Annotated in this window: 22 protein-coding genes and 1 pseudogene; 12 read left to right on the top strand and 11 right to left on the bottom strand. The window is 36.9% G+C overall.

The window, feature by feature from the left end:
- The first annotated feature begins 5 nt into the window (after window positions 1-5).
- From gatA to BMF77_RS15380, 3 genes are all read left to right on the top strand, one after another.
- The gene (gene gatA, locus BMF77_RS15390) at window positions 6-1,466 is read left to right on the top strand and encodes an Asp-tRNA(Asn)/Glu-tRNA(Gln) amidotransferase subunit GatA (protein WP_148763952.1); all 1,461 of its coding nucleotides are present in this window, start codon (window positions 6-8) and stop codon (window positions 1,464-1,466) included.
- A gap of 109 nt (window positions 1,467-1,575) precedes the next feature.
- A complete protein-coding gene (locus BMF77_RS15385) occupies window positions 1,576-2,556 on the top strand; it encodes a hypothetical protein (protein WP_148763950.1) in 981 nt (326 codons plus the stop codon).
- Between the two features lie 215 nt (window positions 2,557-2,771).
- Window positions 2,772-3,767: a protochlorophyllide reductase gene (locus BMF77_RS15380; RefSeq protein ID WP_148763948.1), complete on the top strand. Its 996-nt coding sequence runs from the start codon at window positions 2,772-2,774 to the stop codon at window positions 3,765-3,767.
- Between the two features lie 59 nt (window positions 3,768-3,826).
- Here BMF77_RS15380 and BMF77_RS15375 read toward each other — a convergent pair whose 3' ends face one another.
- The 3 genes from BMF77_RS15375 to proB all read right to left on the bottom strand — a co-directional run bounded on the left by BMF77_RS15375 (window position 3,827) and on the right by proB (window position 7,447).
- A complete protein-coding gene (locus tag BMF77_RS15375) occupies window positions 3,827-4,843 on the bottom strand; it encodes a sulfate/molybdate ABC transporter ATP-binding protein (RefSeq protein WP_015078462.1) in 1,017 nt (338 codons plus the stop codon).
- Between the two features lie 183 nt (window positions 4,844-5,026).
- The gene (locus tag BMF77_RS15370; protein ID WP_148763946.1) at window positions 5,027-6,214 is read right to left on the bottom strand and encodes an FtsW/RodA/SpoVE family cell cycle protein; all 1,188 of its coding nucleotides are present in this window, start codon (window positions 6,212-6,214) and stop codon (window positions 5,027-5,029) included.
- Window positions 6,215-6,337: 123 nt separating this feature from the next.
- Window positions 6,338-7,447 carry a glutamate 5-kinase gene (gene proB, locus BMF77_RS15360; protein ID WP_148763944.1) on the bottom strand — a complete coding sequence of 370 codons (1,110 nt, stop codon included), beginning with the start codon at window positions 7,445-7,447 and terminating at the stop codon, window positions 6,338-6,340.
- A gap of 14 nt (window positions 7,448-7,461) precedes the next feature.
- On the opposite strand from proB, the gene BMF77_RS26780 reads away from it, so the two are divergent.
- The gene (locus tag BMF77_RS26780) at window positions 7,462-7,608 is read left to right on the top strand and encodes a hypothetical protein (protein ID WP_168204360.1); all 147 of its coding nucleotides are present in this window, start codon (window positions 7,462-7,464) and stop codon (window positions 7,606-7,608) included.
- 101 nt (window positions 7,609-7,709) lie between these two features.
- On the opposite strand, the gene BMF77_RS15355 is transcribed toward BMF77_RS26780, so the two are convergent.
- Both BMF77_RS15355 and BMF77_RS15350 read right to left on the bottom strand, forming a co-directional pair.
- Window positions 7,710-8,438, bottom strand: coding sequence for a hypothetical protein (locus tag BMF77_RS15355; protein WP_148763942.1), 729 nt, complete (start codon window positions 8,436-8,438; stop codon window positions 7,710-7,712).
- A gap of 314 nt (window positions 8,439-8,752) precedes the next feature.
- Window positions 8,753-10,339 (bottom strand): transcriptional regulator, encoded by a 1,587-nt coding sequence (locus BMF77_RS15350; protein ID WP_148763940.1) that lies wholly within the window; start codon window positions 10,337-10,339, stop codon window positions 8,753-8,755.
- 821 nt (window positions 10,340-11,160) lie between these two features.
- Here BMF77_RS15350 and fdxB point away from each other — a divergent pair.
- The 3 genes and pseudogenes from fdxB (at window position 11,161) to BMF77_RS27980 (ending at window position 12,452) form a co-directional block, all read left to right on the top strand.
- Window positions 11,161-11,454 (top strand): ferredoxin III, nif-specific, encoded by a 294-nt coding sequence (gene fdxB / locus BMF77_RS15345; RefSeq protein ID WP_015078457.1) that lies wholly within the window; start codon window positions 11,161-11,163, stop codon window positions 11,452-11,454.
- 495 nt (window positions 11,455-11,949) lie between these two features.
- Window positions 11,950-12,321 (top strand): annotated as a pseudogene (locus tag BMF77_RS27985) (cbb3-type cytochrome c oxidase subunit I); the annotation flags it as partial.
- Window positions 12,322-12,377: 56 nt separating this feature from the next.
- Window positions 12,378-12,452 carry a hypothetical protein gene (locus tag BMF77_RS27980; RefSeq protein ID WP_246863164.1) on the top strand — a complete coding sequence of 25 codons (75 nt, stop codon included), beginning with the start codon at window positions 12,378-12,380 and terminating at the stop codon, window positions 12,450-12,452.
- 292 nt (window positions 12,453-12,744) lie between these two features.
- On the opposite strand, the gene BMF77_RS15335 is transcribed toward BMF77_RS27980, so the two are convergent.
- Complete coding sequence (locus BMF77_RS15335; protein WP_148763938.1) at window positions 12,745-13,320, bottom strand: Uma2 family endonuclease; 576 nt, start codon at window positions 13,318-13,320, stop codon at window positions 12,745-12,747.
- 321 nt (window positions 13,321-13,641) lie between these two features.
- Here BMF77_RS15335 and BMF77_RS15330 point away from each other — a divergent pair, with 321 nt between their 5' ends.
- From BMF77_RS15330 to BMF77_RS15320, 3 genes are all read left to right on the top strand, one after another.
- Entirely contained in the window at window positions 13,642-14,211 is a 570-nt protein-coding gene (locus BMF77_RS15330; protein WP_148767011.1) for a Uma2 family endonuclease, read from the top strand.
- 66 nt (window positions 14,212-14,277) lie between these two features.
- Complete coding sequence (locus BMF77_RS15325; protein WP_148763936.1) at window positions 14,278-15,474, top strand: AAA family ATPase; 1,197 nt, start codon at window positions 14,278-14,280, stop codon at window positions 15,472-15,474.
- Window positions 15,471-16,166: a DUF4276 family protein gene (locus BMF77_RS15320; RefSeq protein ID WP_148763934.1), complete on the top strand. Its 696-nt coding sequence runs from the start codon at window positions 15,471-15,473 to the stop codon at window positions 16,164-16,166. The genes BMF77_RS15325 and BMF77_RS15320 overlap by 4 nt, the downstream gene beginning before the upstream one ends.
- A gap of 427 nt (window positions 16,167-16,593) precedes the next feature.
- Here BMF77_RS15320 and BMF77_RS15315 read toward each other — a convergent pair whose 3' ends face one another.
- On the bottom strand, window positions 16,594-17,892 hold the full coding sequence (locus tag BMF77_RS15315; RefSeq protein WP_148763932.1) for an amino acid permease: 1,299 nt from the start codon (window positions 17,890-17,892) through the stop codon (window positions 16,594-16,596).
- 70 nt (window positions 17,893-17,962) lie between these two features.
- Complete coding sequence (locus BMF77_RS15310; RefSeq protein WP_148763930.1) at window positions 17,963-19,165, bottom strand: AAA family ATPase; 1,203 nt, start codon at window positions 19,163-19,165, stop codon at window positions 17,963-17,965.
- Between the two features lie 499 nt (window positions 19,166-19,664).
- On the opposite strand from BMF77_RS15310, the gene BMF77_RS15305 reads away from it, so the two are divergent.
- The gene (locus BMF77_RS15305; RefSeq protein ID WP_148763928.1) at window positions 19,665-20,123 is read left to right on the top strand and encodes a response regulator; all 459 of its coding nucleotides are present in this window, start codon (window positions 19,665-19,667) and stop codon (window positions 20,121-20,123) included.
- Between the two features lie 3 nt (window positions 20,124-20,126).
- On the opposite strand, the gene BMF77_RS15300 is transcribed toward BMF77_RS15305, so the two are convergent.
- Entirely contained in the window at window positions 20,127-21,245 is a 1,119-nt protein-coding gene (locus BMF77_RS15300; RefSeq protein WP_148763926.1) for a hybrid sensor histidine kinase/response regulator, read from the bottom strand.
- An 18-nt stretch (window positions 21,246-21,263) separates the two neighbouring features.
- Window positions 21,264-22,571, bottom strand: coding sequence for an ATP-binding protein (locus tag BMF77_RS15295; RefSeq protein ID WP_148763924.1), 1,308 nt, complete (start codon window positions 22,569-22,571; stop codon window positions 21,264-21,266).
- Window positions 22,572-23,630: 1,059 nt separating this feature from the next.
- Between BMF77_RS15295 and BMF77_RS15290 the strand changes: the two genes are divergently transcribed.
- Window positions 23,631-24,353, top strand: a complete 723-nt coding sequence (locus tag BMF77_RS15290) for a response regulator transcription factor (protein ID WP_015078446.1) — start codon at window positions 23,631-23,633, stop codon at window positions 24,351-24,353.
- Here BMF77_RS15290 and BMF77_RS15285 read toward each other — a convergent pair.
- Window positions 24,342-25,667 carry a lipid-A-disaccharide synthase-related protein gene (locus BMF77_RS15285; RefSeq protein ID WP_148763921.1) on the bottom strand — a complete coding sequence of 442 codons (1,326 nt, stop codon included), beginning with the start codon at window positions 25,665-25,667 and terminating at the stop codon, window positions 24,342-24,344. The genes BMF77_RS15290 and BMF77_RS15285 overlap by 12 nt on opposite strands.
- Between the last annotated feature and the right edge of the window lie 10 nt (window positions 25,668-25,677).

Below are 25,677 nucleotides of genomic sequence, written 5' to 3'. Positions count from 1 at the left end.
CAATTATGGCATCCATCCGCGAGTTGCACGAACAGATAATTAGTAAAGAACGTTCTGCCGTTGAAATTACCCAAGAAGCATTAAATCGGATTCAAGAGTTAGAACCAAAACTGCACAGTTTCCTCACTGTCACGACAGAACAAGCCTTAAAACAAGCTCAAGCTGTAGATGCAAAAGTCGCTGCTGGAGAAGAAATTGGCATCTTAGCGGGGATTCCCATCGGCATTAAAGACAATTTGTGTACCAAGGGGATAGTCACCACCTGCGCTTCCCGGATTTTGGAAAATTTCGTACCACCTTACGAATCCACCGTCACCCAAAAACTAGCTGACGCTGGGGGTGTCATGGTAGGTAAAACCAACTTAGATGAGTTTGCTATGGGGAGTTCTACTGAAAACTCCGCTTACCAAGTTACCGCTAATCCTTGGGATTTATCCCGTGTTCCTGGTGGTTCTTCCGGTGGTTCAGCAGCAGCCGTAGCAGCCGATGAATGTGTGGTTTCCCTGGGTTCGGATACAGGGGGTTCAATTCGGCAACCTGCGTCCTTCTGCGGTGTTGTGGGCATGAAACCGACTTATGGGTTAGTTTCCCGTTATGGTTTGGTGGCTTATGCTTCGTCTTTAGATCAAATTGGACCATTTGGACGGAGTGTGGAAGATGCGGCTATATTATTGAGTGCGATCGCTGGTTATGATCCTCAAGACTCTACCAGTCTCAAAGTTGCCATTCCTAACTATGCGGCTAGTTTAAAACCGGATCTCAAAGTTAGGAAGAAATTGAGAATTGGTGTCATTACAGAAACCTTTGGTGAAGGTTTAGATCCAGAAGTAGAAGCCGCTGTCACCAAAGCCATTGAACAACTTCAAGAATTAGGTGCAGAAATTCATCCTATTTCCTGTCCCAGTTTCCGCTATGGTTTACCAACTTACTACATTATCGCCCCCTCGGAAGCATCAGCTAACTTGGCGCGTTACGATGGCGTTAAATATGGGTTGCGTTCCCCTGATGCGGACAATCTTTTATCAATGTATACCAAAACTCGTTCTCAAGGTTTTGGGGCGGAAGTCAAACGCCGGATTATGATTGGTACTTATGCCCTTTCCGCTGGTTATTATGATGCCTATTATTTGAAAGCACAAAAAGTCCGCACTCTCATTAAACAAGACTTTGAAAAAGCTTTTAAAACAGTAGATGTTTTAATTTCTCCCACTGCACCTACCACCGCATTTCGAGCCGGAGAAAAAACTACTGATCCTTTGAGTATGTATTTAAATGATTTAATGACTATTCCTGCTAATTTAGCTGGTTTACCAGGAATCAGTTTACCTTGCGGTTTTGATAGTAAAGGTTTACCCATTGGACTGCAAATAGTTGGTAAAGTGCTAGGAGAAGAGCAAATTTTCCAAGTAGCTTATGCCTATGAACAATCAACTAATTGGCATTTACAAAAACCTAAAATGGCTTAGTTTTTCACTTGTAGGGGTTTACATCGTCAACCCCTATATTCTCAATGGGAATCATCATGATCCAAAGAATGTTAAATTAATATTTCTGTATTAGTCAAAATCAAATTAAATGACTCGCTTTATACATGACCAATTCGCCAAGCAATATCTCACGGAACTATTAACACCTTATGGACAAGTAGAAACCAGCAAAGATATCACCGCAGAAGTTAGACAAATTGACGTTTTATTTATCCCCTCACCTCAACCCACACAAAGCCTAGAAACACTCGGATTACTAGGGCGAATGGCCACAAAATATGCTATATTTGAACCATTTCGCAATGCTGTCAGCAAAAGTGAAATTCGCAGTTGTATGGGTAAATTATTTGACATCCATGCTGACTTAGAACGGCAATCTAACCGCAATAATACGCGAATAAATGAAGCAGAATTACCTCGTCTGTGGATTTTTACTCCGACAGCATCAATAGAACTCCTAGCCAGTTTTAATGGGACTACGGATGAAGAAAACTGGGGAAAAGGGATTTATTTTTTTGGAGAAGGATTCAAAACCATCATTATTGCCATTCACCAACTCCCTATTACACCAGAAACACTGTTTTTGAGGGTTTTAGGAAAAGGAAAAGTGCAAAGACAAGCGGTGGAAGAATTAGAAACACTGGCTAATGATAGTCCTTTTCTCGCGGATATTATACAATTAGTACATAACCTAATTGCTGTGTTATCGGCTCGTCAGCGTCAAGAACAAGATATTGATAAAGATGATCAGGAGTTGATTATGAAATTATCGGAAATTTATCAGCAACAATTAGAAGAACTGAAAAAACAAGGACGACAAGAAGGACGACAAGAAGGACTTCAGGAAGGAATTCATGTAGGACTTCAGGAAGGACGACAAGAAGGACTCCAAGCAGGTGTAGAAAGAGAACGACACGCTATGATTGAAAGTATCCTGCAAGTGCGTTTTGGTCAAATTGATCCTCAGCTACAAAGAATTATCAATCCTCTAATTGCCATGAGTAGAGAAGAATTTACTCCTTTACTTCTACAATTATCTCGTGAGGAGTTATTAGCTAAATTCGCATAACAATAGTACAGTCAGCGGAGAGGATTAGGGGTTTAGGAATGCTAAATCCCTGCATTTAGGTTTTGAAAATGTGTTTATTTATCGTTATTATCTATGATTGATTACATTCTGTTCACTACTCATTGAGCATTATTATATAAGTTTCAAAAGTATGAGATCATTAAAATCATATAAACTAATTTTGAATCAACGCATAGTTAAAGGAGTCCCAACAGATGGAACAAAATCGTAAGTCAACAGCAATCATCACAGGTGCTTCTTCTGGAGTCGGTTTGCAAGCAGCCAAGGCTCTCGTTGACAAAGGAAACTGGCACGTTATTATGGCTTGTCGTGATTTAATCAAAGCCGAGAAAGCTGCCCAGAGTGTCGGAATGCCTGCAAATAGCTATACACTCATGCAAATTGATTTAGGCTCTTTAGAAAGCGTTCGACAGTTCGTCAACAATTTCAGAGCGACTGGCAAAACCGTGGAAGCTTTGGTTTGCAACGCTGCCATTTATATGCCTTTAATCAAAGAACCGTTATTTTCTCCCGAAGGATTTGAATTAACCGTTACCACAAATCACCTCGGACATTTTCTGATGTGTAATTTAATGCTGGCAGATTTACAAAAATCACCTGCCGCTGATAAAAGATTGGTAATTTTGGGAACTGTTACCCACAACCCAGATGAATTGGGTGGTAAAATTCCTCCTCGTCCAGATTTAGGCAATTTTGAAGGTTTTGCAGCGGGTTTCCAAAATCCAATCACAATGATTGACGGTAAGCAATTTGAACCAGTCAAAGCCTACAAAGATAGTAAAGTATGTAACGTTCTCACCATGCGGGAACTACATAACCGTTTTCATGAGTCCACTGGGATTACTTTCAGTTCTCTCTATCCTGGTTGTGTAGCGACAACGGCTTTATTCCGCAATCACTATCCTCTCTTCCAGAAAATTTTCCCTCTTTTCCAAAGGTATATTACTGGAGGATTTGTCACCGAGGAATTATCAGGAGAGCGCGTTGCTATGGTAGTAGCTGATCCTGAATACAAACAATCTGGGATTTATTGGAGTTGGGGAAATCGTCAAAAGAAAGATCGGGCATCTTTTGGGCAAAAAGTCTCTCCCCAAGCACGAGACGAAGAAAAAGGCAAGCGGATGTGGGATCTTAGTTACCAGTTGGTAGGATTAGGAAAAGCATCTGAAAAATCAAGATCTCTGATTTAATTGGTCAGTGGTCAGTGGTCAGTAGTAAGGGGAAAAAATTTCCCCCTGCTCCCTGTGTCCTAAATTGAATAATAAAGTGGAAAAGATTTAGCATCTTTAGGTTTAACATAAACCTTTTCTTGGGGTTCTAATTTTAGTTCATCGAACCGTTCCCGTGTTAAATGGGCTGTCATTGCTTGTCCATCATCTAAGGTTAATTCAACTTGAATTTCCCAACCTAAATGAATGATTCTGCTGACTATAGCTGGTACTGTTGTTCCATTAGCAACGTTTTCAATGATGATATCTTGGGGACGCAAAAATGTTTCTGGATGTGCTGATTCAAAACCGCTACTTTGAAAGATTTTGGCAGAACTGGGTAATACATTCACCGGACCAATAAAACTCATCACAAATGCAGATGCGGGATGATCATAAATTTGTGCGGGTGTTCCTACTTGTTCCACTTTGCCTTTATTCATGACCACGATTTCATCAGAAACTTCCATTGCCTCTTCTTGATCATGGGTGACGAAAACTGTGGTAACATGAACCTCATCATGGAGACGACGTAACCAAGCTCGTAGGTCTTTGCGGACTTTGGCATCAAGAGCGCCAAAGGGTTCATCTAATAATAGTACATTGGGTTCTACGGCCAATGCTCTGGCTAAAGCTACCCGTTGTCTTTGTCCACCGGAAAGCTGTGAAGGATAGCGATCGCCTAATCCACTTAATTGCACTAATTCCAATAGCTGTTCTACTTTTCCCTGAATTTTCTTTTTGGGGGCTTTGCGAATTTCTAAGCCAAAGGCGATATTTTTGCGAACAGTTAAATGTTTAAATAGGGCATAGTGCTGAAAGACAAAGCCAATATTTCTTTCTTGTACACTTTGATCAGTAGCATCTTTACCTGTCAGAAATATTTTACCTGTATCTGGTGTTTCTAAACCAGAAATTAATCGCAATAGGGTAGATTTACCAGATCCAGATGGACCAAGTAAAGCCACCAGAGAACCACTCTGAATTTCCAGATTTACCTGTTCAACTGCTTGGAAACTACCAAATTGTTTAGAGACGTTTTCAACTACTATACCCACTGGTGCTACACCTCTGCAAATAATCTACGGTTTTTAAGTAGGAATACCGTATTTTATATTTATACCACAAATATTTGCAGTGTTATCATTAAAATTCATGAACTTAACAAATTTGAGATTTTGAATTACAGCAAGAGTCACGAGTAAAATCCTGCTGATTTAAAGAAGCGCGGAATACCAATACTAAAAAAATCGTCTTCTTGTCTGATTTTCAGATAGTGTTTTTCGTAATGGAACTACGTCGGCTTCACTACTTTCCCTCGCTACGCGAATTAATAAAGCAGAAGATATCAAACTGGCAACCATTGAATTACCACCATAACTAAACATGGGTAAAGGTAAGCCTGTAGTTGGTAAAGCGCCTGTAGTTACGCCAATATGTAATAATGATTGCCCAACCATAACAACTACTACACCAATTGCCACTAATTGAGATGTCAGATTCTTGGATTTGAGGGCAATAATTAATCCTAAAGTAGCGAATATTGCTAACATTAGTAATAGTAAAATACCGCCAATAAAACCAAATTCTTCCGAAAAAATGGCGAAGATAAAATCAGTATCTTGAATTGGTAAATAGAATAACTTTTGTTGAGAAAGTCCAAAACCAACCCCCGAAGTTTGACCCGAACCTACAGCTAATAAACTTTGTACTAACTGATAACCATCTCCTGTGGCATCAGCCCAAGGATTCATAAAGGACATAATGCGTTTGCGTTGATATTCTTTGATACTAATACTGATTATTGCTAACATTACCCCACCAAAGGCTGTTCCTCCCAAATATTTATATGGTATTCCTGCTGCTAGGGCAATAAACCAAATTGTCATGCCGCAAAGTGCTGTTGTACTTAAGTTAGGTTGGGCAAGAATTCCTAAGAGGACAAGACCGAAAACACCCAGCCAAGATAAACGAATTCCCCAACGCAGTTTTTCCCATTTTCCAAAAAGTGTCGCACTTTGTAAAACTAGAAAAGGTTTAATTAATTCTGATGGTTGGATAGGAATTGGGCCAATGGATATCCACCTAGCAGCATCAAAGGCTTTTTTTCCTAATCCTGGTACTAAGGTCAGAAAAATCAACATCAGGAAAAATATTAAAAACCAATGAGATACTCCCAAAATTTTCCGCAATGGCAAATTAACAATGATGTTGAAAATAATTAAAGAAGCTATAGCCCAAAGAATTTGCCGTTTGAAATAATATAAACCGTCACCTTGACGTTCATCAGCAACGGGATAGGATGCGGAAAAGAGGATAATTAAGCCAATAAACATCCACGTTAATGTTAGCCAGCGTAATAATCGGGCTTCTAGTCCCCAAGTAGAAACGGAATTATCAAAAATTGGGATTAAACGGAGTAGATTCACAATTTGGTAATTGGTAATTGGTAATTGGTAATTGGTAATTGGTAATTGGTAATTGGTAATTGGTAATTGGTAATTGGTAATTGGTAATTGGTAATTTTCTTCTTTCTTCTCCTGACTCCTGCTTTAAATCAAAACTAAATTATCTCGGTGAATCACAGTATCTGCCTTCTCATAACCTAAGATTGCTGGTATTTCCCGTGACTGTCGGCCGCAAATTTTCTGCAATTCCTCACTATTATAATTCACCAATCCTCTAGCAATTTCCTGACCATTACTATCACATAACTGCACCGCTTCTTGATTGTCAAATTCCCCCTCTACGGCTCTAATTCCTGCTGCTAATAGGGATTTTCCGGCTTTGACAACAGCGGCGATCGCTCCCGCATCTAAATATAATTTCCCCCCAGGAATTAAACCATAAGCTATCCAGCGTTTGCGGGCTGAAGTTGGTTCTGGTTGGGGTGCAAAGTGTGTACCGATGAGTTCCCCTTGGATAATTTTTTCAATGTTCCGGGGAAACTGTCCTTGGGTAATGACTGTGCGGATACCAGCCGCGATCGCAATTCTGGCCGCAGAAATTTTAGTCATCATCCCCCCAGTCCCCCATTGAGAACCCTGTCCACCAGTTCGAATCTGTAAATCTGTCAGTTCTTGCATACTGCTAACTAAACTAATCGGTTTAGCATCAGGTACAGAACGAGGATCGGCTGAATATAATCTATCAACATCTGTTAATAAAAACAGCCAATCTGCTTCTACTAAACTGGCTACTAATGCAGAAAGGGTATCATTATCTCCAAATTTTAATTCTTCTACAGCTACTGTATCATTTTCATTAACAATGGGAATTACTCCCAAAGCTAGTAATTCTTGAAAAGTATTATTAGCATTAAGATAGCGGCTACGCTGTACCAAATCTGCCCTTGTTAATAATACTTGAGCAATTGGTTGTTGCAAAATACTAAATAAATCATCATATATACGCATTAATCTACCCTGTCCAACTGCTGCTACAGCCTGTTTTAAAGCTATAGTTTTGGGACGTTCCGTTAAACCTAACCGCGCACAACCTACTCCCACAGCACCGGAGGAAACTAAAATTACTCGATGTCCCTGTCGTCTCAAATCACAAAGAGTTTCCGCTAAAGTAGCAATGCTAGAAAGGGCTAATTGTCCGGTTTCTGGTTGAGTGAGACTAGAAGTACCGATTTTAACAACGATTGTTTTGGTCATTTGTCAGTTGTCAGTTGTCAGTAGGGGCGAAGCATTTGGAAGATAAATTATCGGTCATTGCCAAAAATAGTTCTCCAAATGCTTCGCCCGTACAGTTGTCAGTTGTCAGTTGTTACCAAAAAATTGTACAGCGTCAATCCCTCTCTTGTGAAGGCAAGTAACTAGTTGCTTGTTTGCTAATTTTCCTTAATGGATGCTACGGAGTAGAATTCAGGTGTCAGCAGAGGTCTAGCAGGTCTAAACCTCTGCTTAGTCCTATCTTCTAAAACCCACGGAAGTTATAACCAACTCCCAACAAAACCCCGACATCAGTTTTACTAAAAAACCCAGCATTGACAGCGGCTGTGGCGGTTAATCTACTATTGAGAGGTACGTCTATACCACCAGTGACTAACAAAGCAGTTTCAGATTTATCGCCTGTTTCAATGACTGCACCTAATCCAAAATAAGGAGCTATGGGTAAAGCTTCTGTAAATGGATCTGGTGATTTAAAAGACAAGTCATAAGTGATAGGGACGAGAAATGTTGTGTTTGATCCTAGTATTACTGATGGTCTGATTGATAGAGTTTTGGTAACACCAATTTTACTAATGACAGTAAAGTTACCATCACTTAGGTCTGAAAAGCCACCGGAAGCACCAACGTTGAAACCAACACCGATGTAGCTACTACCACCACGAGTGGCTCTACCTATGCCAATTGGACTTTGTGCGATGCGATTAGATGGTTGTGTTTTTTCACTGGCTTCTGTAGAACCAGAATTGAGCATAACTGATGAAGTTTCTACTGTTCCTGGTATGGGTGTGATTGTTCCACTGGCTATTTCTTCTGTAGCAACGGTGGATATTGATGTTTGGTGGGTGGGAAGAATAATTGTTTCTGGCTCAACTGTCTGAGCATTTACGGAAAGTCCGCTCCCTAAAATTACCAAAGCTGCAAGACTTGGTAAGGTTAAAAAACTTTTACGAAAAATAATATTACTCACGTTCACTCCTCACTAGATTTAAGATTGACACCATCATCTTGACAAATTTCCTTAATACTCATCATTTAACACGAAAAATCAAAATTTGCATCTTGATTTTGTTTAATTAACTAAGTTGTGAGCATTGGTAACAATTTAAGCAATACCTTTGCCAAATTGAAAAAAGCCTTGACTAATAGTTAGGGTTGTTCGCGTTGCGGAGAAAATAGTGCGTATTTATACGGGAATTATAGGCATCCGTCATAACCAAACAAATGCGTTGGGTCGCGCTATCGCTTAACCCAACCTATAAAAAATAGCGAAGGTATTGCTTAATTATTTTAAGAAATATCTAGCAATTGTCTCAGAAGCATTTGATCGTCTAGTTTCGCTTTTAAACGACCTTTTTCCACGTCACGAATCCAGCTTTGGCTTTTTTCCATCAGCTTTGCTAATTCCCTTTGGGAAAGGTTCATTTTTTTACGTCCTTCTGTCACTTGTTCCCCCAATAAATTACCTGTTTGTTGATGATTACTTTTGGATTTAGTGGTGCGACGTTGTTTTTTATCTGATTCTGAGCGGTTTTCCCAGTCTGGAGGGAGTTCAAAAGATAAAATTCGGGCATTCAGAAGCAAATTCCATTTACCACGTGGTCCGCTGTCTGTGAGACGATTTTCACCACTACCATCATTAATCCAAAATTCTAAAGCTTCCTCTGGATCTTCAGGGATATCAACTAATTTTGCCCACAAAGGTTGAATTTCTGGGGGATAGGTAACAGGATCAAATAATGGCTTTACTCCATAATGATTGAGAACTTCTAAATCATTTTCATAGGCTTTAAGGAGGCGTTTACGTTCTTCCCTGTGTCTAGAAGCTTGAGTCACTTTTTCCTCACCATAAGCAACGCGCAGCAAGGTAGGAATAGTAATCCGTTGTTCTCTACCCATTTTGGTTTTAAATAATAACCAAAGCATAAGTCTCACAGCCCCTTCATGTTGTTGCCACAGACTCATAACTGTGGTTAATAGGGTTTTGGGAAGACTGCCATACTGATAAAATGTGGTGCGTTCTTTGCATCCTTGTCTGTTGAAGAAATGTTGTGTCCAAATCCCAGCTTTGACTGTAAATGTCAGTCCGACTAAATATTTACAACCTTGATCATCTTCTTGAAAATGGTGCTGAGTATCTGTCAAATTCCATAGATAACTATCTTTAATAGAAAAACTGGGAACTCTACCCTGTTGCGGCCAGTCAATAGAAACCATGAGAGAACAAGTTTGATAAACGATGTTTTTAATTAAACCAAGTTTGGTGCTTTTGCTGAGGTCTTTACGTTTTTCTAAGCCCAAATACTGTTCAATTTGTCGTTCATCAATTGTAAATTCTTCTTCCCAAGGTTGATCTAGGGCTGTGATTTGAGCAGCAAAAATGAGATGGATACAAGCAGCACGAATGTCTAGATAATCAATTGCTTGTAAATTATCAGCGCGGTTATTAGCTTGAAATAGGTCTTGGATCTGAAAGGAAATTGTCCCTCGTCCTTGATTAACTGAGCGACTGTAATGTAAATTACCCTCCTCATTTTTTTCCCATTGTAAAGATGTTCGTTGCGCTAGTAAATTACAAGCTTCCCAAATAACTATTGCTGACGCAAAGGGATTATTCTTACCATTAGAAAACAAATCTGGACTAGTCGCATCACGTGGTTCAACTTTGCATCTTCCTTTTTTTGCGTGTGTAGGTATAGGCGCATTTGTTGGACAAGCAATCACACATTGTGGTTGTAAATAATAACCCTCACAATTATTACAAAGGGCAGGATCAACCCAATATTCATCATCTTCGATTTTGATTGCACCCGTAGGACATAGGGGTCGGCAGTTGTCACATCCCACGCAACTGTTGTTAGGAATTATATGTGGCATAGGAACTGTTCCTACTTTAATCGTTGAGATGTTTGGCTCAAGTCTCCCCTTAATGTGTCCAATTGATTCATAACTTGCTACCAAATTACCTCTATAACGAGAAGATATTTTTCTCGCCTGATTAATTACTGATATGGTTAATGAAGCCAGATTTTGTAGCTATTTATATTTTGCAAAGTTAGGCTTCATTGCTTCTTCATTAACTATAATTTTCATAAAGATTTCAATAAGATTGTTCGGGATGAGCTTGGGAGGATTTCTTAATATTTACCTGAATATTTACTGTCATAATGTTTGGTTTGGGCTATATAAATTATCCTAAATGTTTTTGAGTAACATCTTATAGGCGGGAATGGGTAATTGGTAATAAAGAATAGAAAACAAAATGGTTCAAAAATAGAGGAAATGATTTTTTAAAGTTTGTGTTTACTAATACTCTCAGGAGAATATTTTTATCTAATTAGAAAATATTTGCAAATAGGAAGTCAATTAAGCAAATAATAATCTTTGATAATTGATTATTATTCTTGTTACATAAGATATCTTTAGGCTAATTTATCAAGCTTTATTGAGAAAATAAATTTAAACACAATTCTAGAAACCTTTGACTAATAAGCTTTCTATCCAAGCACACTACCCAAATTTATCAATAAGTAATATCATTTAATATTTTGAACTAATTAAAAATAAATAATATTATTTAGCAAGTCATCAAAATTTGACAAAAAGTTAATTTTTGTGATTGAAAAAATGAAATCTCAGGCTAGTATGAAGATTAAAGGATTAACTAACATCTAGCTAAAATTGCTGAGGTTTTATTCATGGCTACATTAACAGGATTGACTTATGGTGGTAATGCTTGGACTCCTAAATTTGCTCAAGAAATAGATAAAGAAAAATGTATTGGTTGTGGCAGATGTATGAAAATTTGTGGTCATAAAGTTTTAGCTTTAATGGCTTTGAATGAAGAAGGTGAATTTGTAGTAGATGAAGATGAAGAAGAAGTTGAACGGAAAGTAATGGTTATTGCTAATCCAGAAAACTGTATTGGTTGTGAAGCTTGCGCTCGGATTTGTTCCAAGAATTGTTACAGTCATGACACACTAGATAAATAACATTCTTGGTAATACGGTGTGATGTTTTGCAAAACACTGGTTATTTTTGTCAAGTTTATCAGCAAGGTAATTAGAGGGGAATCTCGATATTTACAGCAATTGGTTAAAAAGTTCACAGTCAACAGAAACGTAAATCTTAACTTGTTATCATCTGAAAAAATCATACTTGCTACTATTTTTTCTACTGCTATTTGATTTATGAAAATATCAACTCTCAGATCCTTGATTTCTTGAATAAGTCGAGGATTTTGTGATTATCAATATAATTAGCGGCTCTACCGTTCCCTTTATGTAAAACAACATTTATTGTAGGTTGGGTTGACGGATGTTACCCAACAACTCTTACTATTCTACCGCCAATGTTGGGTTTCACTTCGTACCCTGCGGGAAGCAAGCTACAACCCAACCTACAAAAATTAAATTAATATTCTTCTCCATAAGGGGAGCGGTAGAACCTAATTAGCTAATAACTGACAAAAGACAATTTACAAAAATATGACACAAGTAAATTTTCCAGTTAATCCTCCACCTGATGAAAGTGAATCACCAACCCGGTTGGTTACTCATAGTTATCATCCCGAAACTGGGAAAGTTCGAGATTATTTTACATTTAATACTGATCACAAAGTTATTGGGATTCAATACCTGGTGAGTGCATTTTTCTTTTATCTAATTGGTGGGTTGATGGCGATCGCTCTCCGCACCGAATTAGCCACCCCAAACTCCGATTTTCTTGATCCAAATCTGGACAATGCTTTCATGACAAATCATGGCACAATCATAATTTTTTTGTGGATTGTTCCCAGTGCAATTGGCGGATTTGGTAATTATCTAGTCCCCTTAATGATGGGTGCTAGAAATATGTCAAAATCTTAGGTTGGGTTGCAACATTATGGGGTGGAAAAATCCGTTTTACCAGCGCCATGTTATTCGCCATTGGTTTATTATCAATGTTCGTCATGGGTGGTTTAAGCGGTGTAATTATGGGAAAAGTTTAACTTTGGAATGGACAACTTCTTCCCCACCTATGATTGAAAACTGGGAAGTTTTACCTGTTGTCACTCATGATCCTTATGACTACGGGGATAGCCATGATCAAAGTAAATGAACTACATTTTTTTTGTTTCACGCAGAGTCGCAGAGTCACAGAGAGAAATTAAGAGAAATTGTAGGTTAGGTTAAGCGACAGTGCAACTCAACAAACCTCCAAAAATGAGTAATTCTTCATTATGAATTACTCTCCTCTAATCCAATTTCATAAATATCCAAATCAAGATTAACAGGATTTTCTTATTTATCCTGATCAAATATTTGCGAAACTTTTAAATTTAGACTATTAAATTGTGGAGATAAAACTAAACCATCACCAGCAAAAATCCCCATTTCAGTGTAAGTTTCGTTAATTAACTCTAAAACTAATATGCTTTGGGTTTGGGGGTCAATAATCCAATATTCAGGAATACCACAATCTTGATATTGTAGACGCTTGGCAATAAAATCTCTATCTCTTTGTAATTCCCCAGGACTAACAACTTCAACAACTAATAAAGGTGGTAACATTGATAGGCGAATAGTGTTCCGATTTGCTAATTGTTGAATATGCTCTTCTCGAATAATAGTCAAGTCAGGATAACGGTTTCTCGGTTCTCCTCTTACTTCCAATTCCAAACCATTTCCCCGCACTCTATCAATCCCTATTAACAATGCAAAAATGAGGAAAATACGATTGGCAATTTGCACATTAACTCCTGATTCTGGGGGCATTTCAATTAACTCTCCATTAAACAATTCATAAAGTTTTTCTGTACCATCGTCATAAGATAAATATTCTTCAAAGCTTTGAAATTTATGTTTAACTTGTAGCATCAGAGTTACTCCATCTATTGCCGTAGTTAGTTAGATTTTAACACTATTTATTTCTCTCTACGTCTCTGCACGAAATTAAATGTAATTCACTCAGAACTTACGCAACTGGCATATTGGTAGGGTGCGTCAGATACCAACAATCTATTTATTTGCAGGATTTATGCAGTCTGACGTGGTTGGTGAGCTTGCCGAACCACACCCTACAACAGATTTTTAGTGTGACACTTCTATCACTTACCAGAAAATTTTAGACCTTCACATTAGCGATCGCCCCAATTTTGCTATAATCATGATCACTTCAATGTAATCGGTTACAACATGATGATTACCACTGTTGAGCGTCGTTATAGTTTAGATGAATATCGCGCCATTGAAGAAAAAGCTGAAGGGCGCAGTGAATATCATAATGGAGAAATTGTACCAATGTCTGGAGGATCACTCAACCACAGCCGGATAGGTGGCAATATTTTTGCATTTCTCAAGTTTTTGCTACGTGATAGTAAATTTGAGCCAATTAATAGCGATTTACGCCTATGGATTCCTGAATATAAACGCGGATTATATCCAGATGTGATGGTTTTTGCAGGTGAACCGCAACTAAATGAAAATCGCAGTGATGAAGTTTTAAATCCTATTTTAATTGTGGAAGTACTATCTCCTTCAACAGCAGATTATGACCGCAAAAGCAAGTTTCGGATGTATCGTTCAATTAGCAGTTTTTGTGAATATTTATTAGTTGAACAAGATGAACCTTTCATCGAGAAATATAGTAAACAATCTCAAGGTTGGTTATTCAGTGATTTTAATAATTTAGAAAAATCTATTTCTTTGGAGTCAATTGGGGTTGAATTACCGATAGCGGAAATTTATCGCAGTGTTGTTTTTGGGTAAGTAGTGAGTTATAATAGGCTAGAATAAGTTATTGTTACCTTAATTAAGTGTAAATAGTAAAACTATATGAGATTAGACTTTTTAGAATATTGTCAAGATAAAGATTTGCCAAGTGAATGGCGTTTAGATGGTTGTCAATTAGGCAATATAAACTTAATCGTTGGTAAAAACGCTTCTGGCAAATCAAGAATACTTAGAAGTATTAAATTTTTATCAGATTTTCTATCTGGTGAAGAAAAGCTCAGTAGACTTGATGGTAGGTTAAGAGAGTGGAAACTAACTTTTGATTCTTATAACGGAGATAATAAAAAAGTCTACATATTGAAAGTTGAGAATAGTCTAGTAATTGAAGAAAGTTACACTGTTGGATCTAAATGTTGGCTGATGAGAGATAAATCAGGTAAAGGTAAAATTTGGGCTAAACAATTAGAAAAAGAAATTGATTTTCAAACACCTACTAATGAAGTCGCTGCTTTCCATCGAAGAGATTCTATCCAGCATCCTTTTTTTGACAAAGTTTACACTTGGGCAAGTTTATTGAGGTATTACGAATTTGGAACAGATTTAGGCAGAAGTAGTCTTGATGTAATTAACACCGAAAGCGTTGCGATAATAAAAAAAAATATAGACTTCAAAAATAAAGATCATGTAATTCGCATATTCAAATTAGGAGAAAAAGAGTTAGGAGAAAGTTTTATTGAATCTATCAAGTCAGATATGTTATTGGTTGGTTACAGAATAGATGAAATTGGTACTAAAACGCCATCAACTTCGATTTTTCAAGAAGATAACTCCTACTTTCCAGAAGTAAAACAGCAATATATTTATGTTCAAGAAAGTGATTTAAAAGATAAAACTGAACAATCAATAATATCTCAAGGGATGTTTAGAGTATTATCTTTAATTATTCAAATAAACTACTCACTATTAGCTAAAAAGCCTAGTTGTATATTAATAGATGATATTGGTGAAGGACTCGATTTTGAAAGATCATCAGCGATGGTTAAGTTGCTTATTAGCAAAGCACAAACTGGATTAGTTCAGTTAATTATGACTACAAATGACAGATTTATTATGAATGGTGTTCCTTTGGAATATTGGTCAGTGATTGAGAGAAAATCAGGATTAGCTAAACTTCATAACATACATAACTCAAAAGAAATATTTGATGATTTTAAATTCACTGGTTTAAACAATTTCGACTTTTTTGCAACTCAATTCTATATTGAGGGATTTGGTAATGAGGAGAATATAGAAGAGTGAAAAAATTAGCGATTTTTGTAGAGGGTAAAACAGAACAGATTTTTGTCGCAAAGTTGCTGAGAGAAATTGCTGGAAAATTTCAGATGACCATAGAGATTAAATCTCGGCAAGGAAGTAACTTACCTAAAGTAATAATGAAAGATTCTGTCACTTCAGAAACAAAATTTTATGTGTTAATTCATAACTCATGCGGTGATGAACGTGTTGTTTCAGACATGAAAGAGCTGTATAATCTTTTAGCTAAAGATGGCTATGATAGAGTAATAGGTTTAAGAGATATTTATCCAATATCTATAGCTGACAAATCTAAGTTGCAAAGAGGTTTGAATTATGCTTTACCAAAAGGATCAATTCCTATAAATATAGTTATTGCTGTTATGGAAGTGGAAGCCTGGTTTTTAGCAGAATATAATCATTTTCTCAAAATAGATCCGCGTCTTACTCCAGAGCAAATTCAAGCAATGTTTGGATTTAATCCTCAAACTGATGATATGGAACAAAGACCTCATCCTACTAAGGATATGGAACTTATTTATAACTATACAGGAAAAGGTTATAACAAAAGCGAGAAACAACTCAATAGACTTGCATCTAATTTAGATTACGAGTTTATATATATACACCTTGCTAATAGTGTTCCTAGTTTGGGAGAATTTGTTGGATATATTGATAAATTCATGATTTCTTCATAAAGATGATATATGAAGAAATGTATTTATCTTAATAGTCTGAAAAGATACAATAATATCTTCCTGTCGGCAATTTTTATCTACCCAATGGAGGAATCAAGACGTACCCAATAAATATTAAATAATTAAATATTCCGATCACCTGACGAACTTTAACAGTATATCCCTTTGTTTGCACTATACAAACAAGGGATTTTTTTTATGCAAATTCGTAAATGATACCAATTGCAGATGATAATCATCATTTTATATATCTTAGGGGGGACTGGATTCAAGCCGAATAAATATTAAATATTAAGTAGCCCGATTACCCTACCGGACTTTAGCTCCAAATCCTCTCTTGTCATTACCCGATAAGAGAGGTTTTATTCACTTTTTATCAGCTTACTCAGAAATCTGCTAATTTTCATTAACCGAAAATTATTCATTTTTAGAATTGATATATTACCAAAATTTGTCTACATATTAAAAATAATGCCCCGACCATAATCAATATTAATGTTATTTTTCCCCCAGGAACTAAGGTTTGATAGTTACCATTAGTAAATTCTGGTGTTTGACTTTGTTTCCAACTCATTAATGCTGGCATAATTCCTCCTAAAATGGAAGCACTAAATGCGCCAGTATATTCTAGAGCATGAAAAAAGATGGTAGGATTAAATGTTCCTAAACTCAGAGGTGGAAGCAACACTAAAGAATAGAGAGGTAAACGAGAAATTTCGCTTTTGGTAATGGTGGAAATATCTTTAAAAAAGTCTGTTAACCCATAAGTAATCCCAATAAATGATGTCACAATTGCAAATTCAGAAAAAATTGATAATAACACAGCAAACCATTCTCCTGATTGACCAGTTCGGAGAATTTCCAGTGGATCAAATACTTTCTCATTTTCGAGATTATGCGATAAAATATCTGGAGTCATGCAGCCTAAAATAACCGCATTCCAAGCTAGAAACATGAACAAGGGAATCACTGAACCAATAATCATAGATTGGCGAATTTTGGGAATGTCTCCTTCCAATTGAGTTACAACCAATGGAACAATACTATGAAAGAACATTGCTACATAAATAACAGCAACAGCATTACCAATAGATTGCCAATTTTGTACTAGAAGTTGAGAGTTTTGGAATTGCATTCCCCCTAATATTAATAAACCGAAAAAAGCAATTAGTAAAATAATAATAAATATACCATTAATCTTTTCTACTAATCTATCTTTACCCCAATACATTAGGCTGCCAAATACTAGAAAAAAACTTACTGTTCCTACCCAATGAGGTGAAATATGTTCTAATTCCCAAACTTGATCAACTGTGGTTATTAAAATTTTGCCACCTTCAGTCATATATGCCACCAAGAGGGCATAGTGGTTAAATATATAGGCAATTCCGGCAATTCTCGCTCCTGGTTTACCGAGAATCTTGGCTATGATTGCTAATAAACCTATATGAGAAATACCCTCAACTCTCATCACATTTAAAGTCAATTCTGCAACTAATAAACCGGAAATTAAAGCATACAGCCATACAGTAATAAGTAGGATTGTAGATGGTATAATCCCAGATGGTAAAGTTACCGCAGGTAATCCAATAATCCCCGCCCCAATAGTAGTTCCGACAATTAAAGCTGTATTTCCAAAAACACTACCAGGTTGATGTTGAAATTTATTATCATCAAACTTTAGGTGAGAAAATAATCGCGTTACTGGTTGTTCTTGTTTATTCATAGTGCAGGTAATTAGTGTTATTTAGATCCCCGACTTCTTAGAGAAGTCGGGGATCTTGTTTTTTGTTTTATTAAACAAATTTTTTGCTAAACTCACAGATTAAGTCTACCCTACCTTTACGTAACATGGCTGGATCTAATCTTTCTGTGGTATTACAAGTCATTAGTATTACTAATTTTTGTTGCATTTGCATCACAGATTCATCAATTACGCTTTGGTATAATGTCCCATCTAATAAGGCTAGAATATGCTCGGTTTTGTTGTTATATTGTGCTACTTCTGAAGCTCGATCTTGAGCTAAATTATCAGCTTCATTGATGATAATACAAATCTTTTCTAAATATGTTGGCGGCACAAAATTAGTAATGGCATCATGATCTAAAATGAAAATTACATATCCTAAAGGAACAAGAATTTCCTTAGCCACACTTTGTGTCCATGCTGTTTTTCCTGTACCTGGTGCGCCATGGACTACAACGGCTAATTGATTTTGATCTAAAATTGTTTGTTGAACTATGTCAGTAAAATTTTGAATGTCTTGGGGAAATGTTAGCAATGGATACTGACTATGAACTTTCCCGACACGACTTTGATAGCCACTCAGCATTACTGCTAAATCATAGGTGGCTTTATTAATTAATGGCTGCATATTTTTGGCCATTAAAGTGTAGTTTCTTCTACCTCTTTCATAAGCTTCAATCTGTAGCCAAATATCATGTTCTGACCAATAGGCATAAACTGTATTAACTACATCTAACCTTTCCCAATTCACAAATTTTTCAACGGGGAAATAAAAGTCTCTTTCTGAGTAATATTGAGTGATAACATCAGGACGTTCTAATAGTTTCAAAACTCGTAAAACGGTTATTTCTTGGAGAAGATTCAGAACATAGTCAATGGGAATACTATTACGACTGACAAATTGAACGAGAGGTGTTTCTGTTGTCAAAAAGTCTTTATGGCGATGTTCTGGGGTGAGCATATCTGGTGTAATATAATTCCAATATTTTTGGAATTCACCACGGGTATAATCTGAAGCTAAATTTAAAATATTTGCCCACCAAGCATACTCTTTTCTCGCTAGAGCATCAGCATAATAGCTGGCTAAATTAATACTTTTCTGGGTTAATTCTTGAGTATCATGAAATAAAATTTTACCGAAGTATTCCCAATCAAAATCTCTGTGAAATGGCCGCCAACCACTAGATAACAAGTGTTGAAAGTTCTTATTGGTGTTATTACTTTCGTTGGTTCGGAAATAGTCAAAATCCATAGTCAAATTATTCTCTGTTTAAACAGGCAATGATGCACAACTTTTTGATCACACTTATTTATGTAACATACTATAGCATTACACCAAAAAGGTTTTACTGCCTACCGCTGTTGGTGTAGCCTGTCCTTAGGGTAACCTGCTAGATTACACAAAAAGAGGTTGTGTCAACTATTTTACACGAGTTATGAATTTGTTGATTTTTCTAAATAAATTTATTGACAATTTTGCATATAATCAAAATATATCTGCTAAAAGTATTAAAGCTGGATTTTTATTTCCTGTTCAAATTGGTGTCAGGATTTAGCCGTCAGTTGTCACCTGATACAGCTTTTAATCCAGAAATACAGGAAATTAACACTTCCTCTTTTTTGCTGTTCTGACTTTTGGCTGATAGCTGAATGCTTACAAATCGGTTGAGACAATAACCAATGAGGATTTACAAGTTTGTCTATTATGCCCAAAAAAACCACTACTCCCCATTAACTACTCTGGAGACGAGATGTATCTAGCGCATTCATTCATGAGTGATGAGAAACGGAAAAAACATCAACAGCCTTTAATTTTAGTAGTAGAAAATCATGATGATAGTCTACTGCTAATGGGTTATACCCTTGAGTTACTTGGTTGTCAGTCTATTTGTCAAAAAGAAAGTTCAAAAACAGTATTTATGGCGAAAGAACACCAACCTGATTTAATTTTATTAAATATTTTTTTACCAGGTATGAGTGGACTAGACGTTATTCGATATCTAAAGCAAGAATCATTAACTTGTCATATTCCCGTGGTTGCTGTTACTGTTTTAACTGGGAGTGAAGATAAACAACATATTCTAGAAGCAAAGTTTGATGATTACATCACTAAACCTTATATGATTGAGGAATTGGCAGCAATTATCTACCGGTTACTAGGTAGAAAATTTGAGCTATGCTCAACTTTAGAAGTGCAGCACATTCATTAATAATTATTCAGTGATTTTAGGTAATTTGACTGTGAATATACTACCTTTACCCAGTTCGGAGAAAAGTTCTATTTTACCTCTGTGTGCTTCAGCAATCCGGCTGGAAAGGTGTAGTCCTAAACCACTACCTGATCTTTTATTCTGGCCTTGGTGAAAGCGCTCAAAAATTGTTCCCTGATCTTCTGCCGCAATGCCATAACCTGTATCTTGAACTTCGATGACTATTTCACTGAGATGATTGATTGGGGATAAGGTTTCAAAAATGCGAATTTCTATACTACCTGTATCAGTAAATTTGATCGCATTACCAATTAAATTATTAAACACTCGTCGTAATTCTAAGCGATCGCCGTTAACTATTCCTCCATTATTTCCAGTTGGGCTTAATTCATGGGTATCCAATTTTAAAATTAAGTTTTTCTCCTGTGCTAGGGGAGTTAGTTCACTGACTACTTCAGCCGCAATTGTTGTTAAGTTACATGATTCAAAGTTGAGGGTTTTTTTCCCAGCCTCAAAACGGTAAACTTCTAGCAATGTATTTACCATTTCCAGAAGATTTTGATTACTGCGAATCATCACATGAATCGGTTGTTTCATTTCTGAAGGAATCTGACCAAAGACTTCTTGCAGAAATAAATTTAGCATTCGATCAGCGGCTACTAAGGGAGTACGTAAATCATGGGTGAGACGAGAAACAAAGTCTTCTCGCTGTAGTGTCATTTTTCGTTGTTCGTCAATACTGTGCTTTAATCTTAACAGCGATCGCACTCTTGCTAATAGTTCTTCTGTCTCAAAGGGTTTACAAATAAAATCATCAGCACCAACATCTAAACCTTTAACAACGCTAGATTCGTTATAAGCTGTCAGGAGTAAGATCGGAATATAGTTGATTTCGGGATTATTCCGAATCCGTCTCGTAACTTCATAACCATCTATTCCCGGCATCATCACATCTAAAATAATCAAATCCGGTGGTAATTCTGCTACTTTTTCTAAGGCTGCTTGACCATTGGTAGCTGAATCAACATGATATCCCTCACTTTCTAAAAGTGTTCTCACTACATCGAGATTATCTTGGACATCATCAACAGACAAAATTCGGTCTTTTTTTAAATTAGACATAGTTAACTTCTTGGTAATCTACAACCTGATATGAGGATAATTCATTAAAGCTTTGTTCGGGGAATATACAGAATGAAAATGATGCTGATGAGAACTAAAAACTACATTACCTAAATCTGCTGCTAAATTGATTCTTCGGGGTAATTCTATTTTAAACGTTGAACCCACTCCTAATTGACTTTCAACACATATTTTTCCTCCCATTATCCCCACTAGTGAATCAATAATAGCCAAACCCAAACCTGTCCCTGAATATTTACGGCTGATACCTTGATCAATTTGATGAAATGCTGCAAAAATGTTTTGAAAATCTTGAGAAGCAATCCCAATTCCTGTATCTTTAACAGTTATTGTAACTTGATTTTTAGGTGTTTCTCGAATTTCTACCCAAATATTGCCAGATTCTGTAAATTTAACAGCATTGGTCAGTAAATTAGTTAAAATTTGCCGTAATCGGACTGCATCATTAAATACTGATGTATTCTCTAAGTCTGTTTTGACTAACAAAGATAACTTTTTGGCTTCAGCTAAGGGGCGGATTTCTGTAACTACGTTACTAACAACTGCTGATAAATCCAACATTTCTGGCTTTAGTGCTAATTTCCCAGATTCTAGCTGAGAAAAATCCAGAATTTCATTGATCTTTATCAGGAGATCTTTACCATTATTGAGAATTTTCTCTACCATGACTAGTTGTTGATTTGTCAATTCACCAAATTTAGGACGTAAGAGAATCTGTGAAAATCCAATAATCGCATTCATGGGAGTTCTTAGTTCATGGGATATGGTGGCTAAAAATAGTGATTTTAAACTGGATGCTTCCAAAATATTGAGGTTTTGTTCTTTAATATGCTGCTGCTGTGCTGTGAATTCTTTCTGCTGTAAGATTAGCTGTTCACGACTTTCTTTAAGCTGTTGATTTGCTAAATTTAGCTGCATTTCCGTATGGTGTATACGAATTGCACTGCGTAACATTTGAGCTATGGTTTCTGGAGATAATTTAGACTTAATAAAATACTCAGTAGCACCTAATTTTATCCACTCTTGGGCTATTTTTTCATCTCCTGAATCTATGAGAATTACTAAAGGAACTTTAATCCCTGAAGATTGTAATTTATGAATTAATGTTAAGCTGTCTTGATTTGGTAAGTGATAGTCGAGAAATATGCAATCATAGTGATTATGGATCAAGGCAAAGAAGGCTTGACTCCCATTCTTAACTTCATCAATTTCCATCTTAATACCTGTTTTAGTCAGAGCTAAACTTACTATTAAGCCGTCTACCTGATCATTTTCTACAACTAAAATTTTTAGCGGTTCTTCCATCGGTTTTTCTTTTTGCTGTTAAATACAGATTTATGTTCAGCATTTCTGTTTTTACAGTCTCTAGATTGTACAAATAATCAACATGATTTTTTGCTGAATTAGCAGATTTATTCCCAAATAAAATACTTTATCCAGTTAAAAACATTGTAAATTACTAATTCATTAACTGTCCTCACCCATTAGTGAGAGTTGCATGGAAACATTATGTACCATTAGCGTAAGTATTTAAACTTAAAGAGTAGGAATAATTGGTAAATAAGGATCACTTACCTCCTGCGGATGAATAGGTTTTTACAGCAGGTAAGTAGGTGAACGGAAAAAAACCGTAGACGCGGAGCGGCTTCTCGAAGAGTAATATGTAACGAAAAGTAAAATCGCCCAAACCCTCTTCACTCTTGCCTCTTGCCTCTTGCCTAGTGCCATAACGACGATTTTCAATGCTAACCTACTTATCAGCGTTAAAAGTCTTTTGGTGTCTGATAGCAGTGTGGATTTAGTCATGTTGGATGCTATCTTAGTACAACCACGGAAATGGCACAATTATGCAAAATAAGTAGGTGAACACAATAAAACCAATCTGTGTAAAGAAAAGTAAAATCGCTCAAACCCTCTTCACTCTTGCCTCTTGCCTCTTGCCTCTTGCCTTGCCATAACGACGATTTACAATGCTAACCTACTTAGTTGCCAAGCTGACTTGATCAGCTTTTTAACCTTTAATTTTTGATTTTTGACCTCCGCATTGCGGAACTGGTGTGTTGAGTCCATTGTAAATTTGGTGATCATGGTGTAACTGTAATTTTTCTGATTTGTCTCAATAATCTCATTTGTTTTGGGAAAAATATCCATATGTCTTTAGCTAGATTTTTGCATCTATTGAAATTCAAAAATCAATTATTCATTATTCCTATTGGTAGATGTTTAATGGTTCACAGATCGTATATGCTTAAGGTTGGGTAAATTGAATACAATTCTTAAAAAACAAACAAGCTTTTTTTCCCTCTCCTCCCTTCTGTCTATTGGCACTACTTCAGAAGTAATCTGATCATCATGGGTGTAATAATGAGTGAAATTAGTATTCTATTAATTGAAGATCACGATTTAACCCGCATGGGACTCAAAACTGAATTGCAGTCACACAGCGGCTTTAAGGTGATTGGTGAGGCAGCCAATGCGACTCAAGGACTAAAACTTTTAGAAACAATCAAGCCAAATGTGGCTGTGATAGATATTGGTTTACCCGATATGAGTGGAATTGAGCTAACTCGTAAATTTAGACGTTATCAGACAGAAACGGGACAATTTCAGACGAAAATTTTGATTTTGACGATGAATAATACTGAAGATGCAGTCCTAGCGGCTTTTGCGGCGGGAGCAGATTCTTATTATATGAAGGAAACAAGTATTAATAAATTTACTGAAGCTGTAGAAGCAACTTTTCATGGTAATTCTTGGATTGATCCAGCGATCGCTAGTGTCGTATTACGGAAAATGCGTCAAGGTGTCCCCGGTGATCATCAATCATTGGACAAGCCAAAAACTGTAAAAATCGAAGCTCTGGAAATAGAATATGAACAAGTTTTAGAAACTTATCCCCTCACCCAAAGGGAACTGGAAATTTTAGAATTGATTGTGGGTGGTTGCAGCAATGGCCAAATCGCCGAAAAATTATATATTACTGTAGGTACAGTAAAAACTCATGTTCGCAATATCTTAAATAAACTCTGTGCTGATGATCGAACCCAAGCAGCCGTGCGGGCTTTACGTTCTGGGTTAGTAGTTTAATCTTTCCTGCAAACATTCTGCAATCCGTTGTGCTGCACCTGCACGTCCCATGCGCTGCAACCCATTTTCAGCAATCTCATGTAAGAGGTCAGGATTTTTGAGTAGAGATTGGATAGCGGGGAGAACTTGTGATGGTTGGTTGACGAGGGTGAGAGATATTCCTAAAAGCCGACTTTGAGCTTCTGCAAAAGCGGGGTTGTATTGAGGTCCATGACCAGAAATAGCGATCGCTGGTTTTCCCAAACCGATGAATTGTTCTGTTGCTGTTCCAGCCATAGCGATCGCCAGATCACCTAAATGTAAGCATTCATTATAGGCTTGTTGGGTCAGGATAAAATAAGCATTTTTTTGGTTAAAAGTCAAGCTATCAGGGTCAGAAATTGGTAAAGGAGATTCATCACACCGTCGCCAACCTTGAAGATGTAAAGTTTGGGATAAAATACTACAATCTAAACCAGGAGCGATCGCCCCTAAAAAAATCATCGTCCCCGCAGCCCGAAAGATGGAATCTGGTTGTCGTAAACTAGCCGTCAGCGCAGATACAGCAATCATGATGATTTCCCAATTGTTGTAAGCTTCCGGCGCACGAGAACCGGGTAACAGAGTCACAATCAAAGGCCGAATCACTTCTTCGAGTTCAGCATCAGGACGATAAAACTGTTGTGCGGTAAAAATCCTCTGCAAACCATCCATCATGGGATTCCCCACATCCACAGCGGGAATTCGCCATTTTTTGAGAATTTCCGTAGTCAGAGCATCTCTAGGAAACACAGCCCGACAACGGCCACGACTCATCAACCATCTTTCCCAAGGATGGTAAATTGAACCAGAAAAATTTTCCCACCATGCGGACTTTGATTTTCTCGGTAATAATCCCGCTTCATCGCGCACATAGTATTCTGATTTAGCAGTACCTACAAAGGCATAATTAGCACCACTCACTGCTGCAAACAACAGGGGAACAATATCCCCCACCGCTAGAATAGCTTTGGGATTACCTAACTTGGTTTGTGAACTTACCCAACTGCGGATAGATTGAATTTGATTAAGAGTCAACTGCACCAACCCACCCCGCAGATCGCGCATTAATTCGCGGCTATCCATATAGATAAAACCACCAGAAGGCATAGTCTGCACCTTACCAATCATAGAAATATCTATTTGTTGATAAGCACGTCCTTCACCTACTATTGGTAAAGCAAAAATATCTGGTGGAGAAGATAATTGTTGTAGAGCCTGGATAATCCGAACAGCAATGATATCTTCTCCGTGACCATTGCTTAAGACTAATAACTGTAAACGAGAATTGGTCATTGATTTTTAA

This window comes from Dolichospermum sp. UHCC 0315A, assembly GCF_008121535.1.
GTDB classification, from domain to species: domain Bacteria; phylum Cyanobacteriota; class Cyanobacteriia; order Cyanobacteriales; family Nostocaceae; genus Dolichospermum; species Dolichospermum lemmermannii.
Note: the sequence above shows the minus strand (reverse complement) of the source record. Positions and strands in the feature narration are given on the sequence as shown.

Coding starts and splice junctions, on each gene's coding strand:
- fdxB (WP_015078457.1), top strand. CDS start 11,161: ATGGCTACATTAACAGGATTGACTTATGGTGGTAATGCTTGGACTCCT.
- BMF77_RS15315 (WP_148763932.1), bottom strand. CDS start 17,892: ATGAATAAACAAGAACAACCAGTAACGCGATTATTTTCTCACCTAAAG.
- BMF77_RS15335 (WP_148763938.1), bottom strand. CDS start 13,320: ATGCTACAAGTTAAACATAAATTTCAAAGCTTTGAAGAATATTTATCT.
- BMF77_RS15350 (WP_148763940.1), bottom strand. CDS start 10,339: ATGCCACATATAATTCCTAACAACAGTTGCGTGGGATGTGACAACTGC.
- proB (WP_148763944.1), bottom strand. CDS start 7,447: ATGACCAAAACAATCGTTGTTAAAATCGGTACTTCTAGTCTCACTCAA.
- BMF77_RS15380 (WP_148763948.1), top strand. CDS start 2,772: ATGGAACAAAATCGTAAGTCAACAGCAATCATCACAGGTGCTTCTTCT.
- BMF77_RS15290 (WP_015078446.1), top strand. CDS start 23,631: ATGAGTGAAATTAGTATTCTATTAATTGAAGATCACGATTTAACCCGC.
- BMF77_RS15310 (WP_148763930.1), bottom strand. CDS start 19,165: ATGGATTTTGACTATTTCCGAACCAACGAAAGTAATAACACCAATAAG.
- BMF77_RS15385 (WP_148763950.1), top strand. CDS start 1,576: ATGACTCGCTTTATACATGACCAATTCGCCAAGCAATATCTCACGGAA.
- BMF77_RS15295 (WP_148763924.1), bottom strand. CDS start 22,571: ATGGAAGAACCGCTAAAAATTTTAGTTGTAGAAAATGATCAGGTAGAC.
- BMF77_RS15325 (WP_148763936.1), top strand. CDS start 14,278: ATGAGATTAGACTTTTTAGAATATTGTCAAGATAAAGATTTGCCAAGT.
- BMF77_RS15305 (WP_148763928.1), top strand. CDS start 19,665: ATGTATCTAGCGCATTCATTCATGAGTGATGAGAAACGGAAAAAACAT.
- BMF77_RS15300 (WP_148763926.1), bottom strand. CDS start 21,245: ATGTCTAATTTAAAAAAAGACCGAATTTTGTCTGTTGATGATGTCCAA.
- BMF77_RS15285 (WP_148763921.1), bottom strand. CDS start 25,667: ATGACCAATTCTCGTTTACAGTTATTAGTCTTAAGCAATGGTCACGGA.
- BMF77_RS15330 (WP_148767011.1), top strand. CDS start 13,642: ATGATTACCACTGTTGAGCGTCGTTATAGTTTAGATGAATATCGCGCC.
- gatA (WP_148763952.1), top strand. CDS start 6: ATGGCATCCATCCGCGAGTTGCACGAACAGATAATTAGTAAAGAACGT.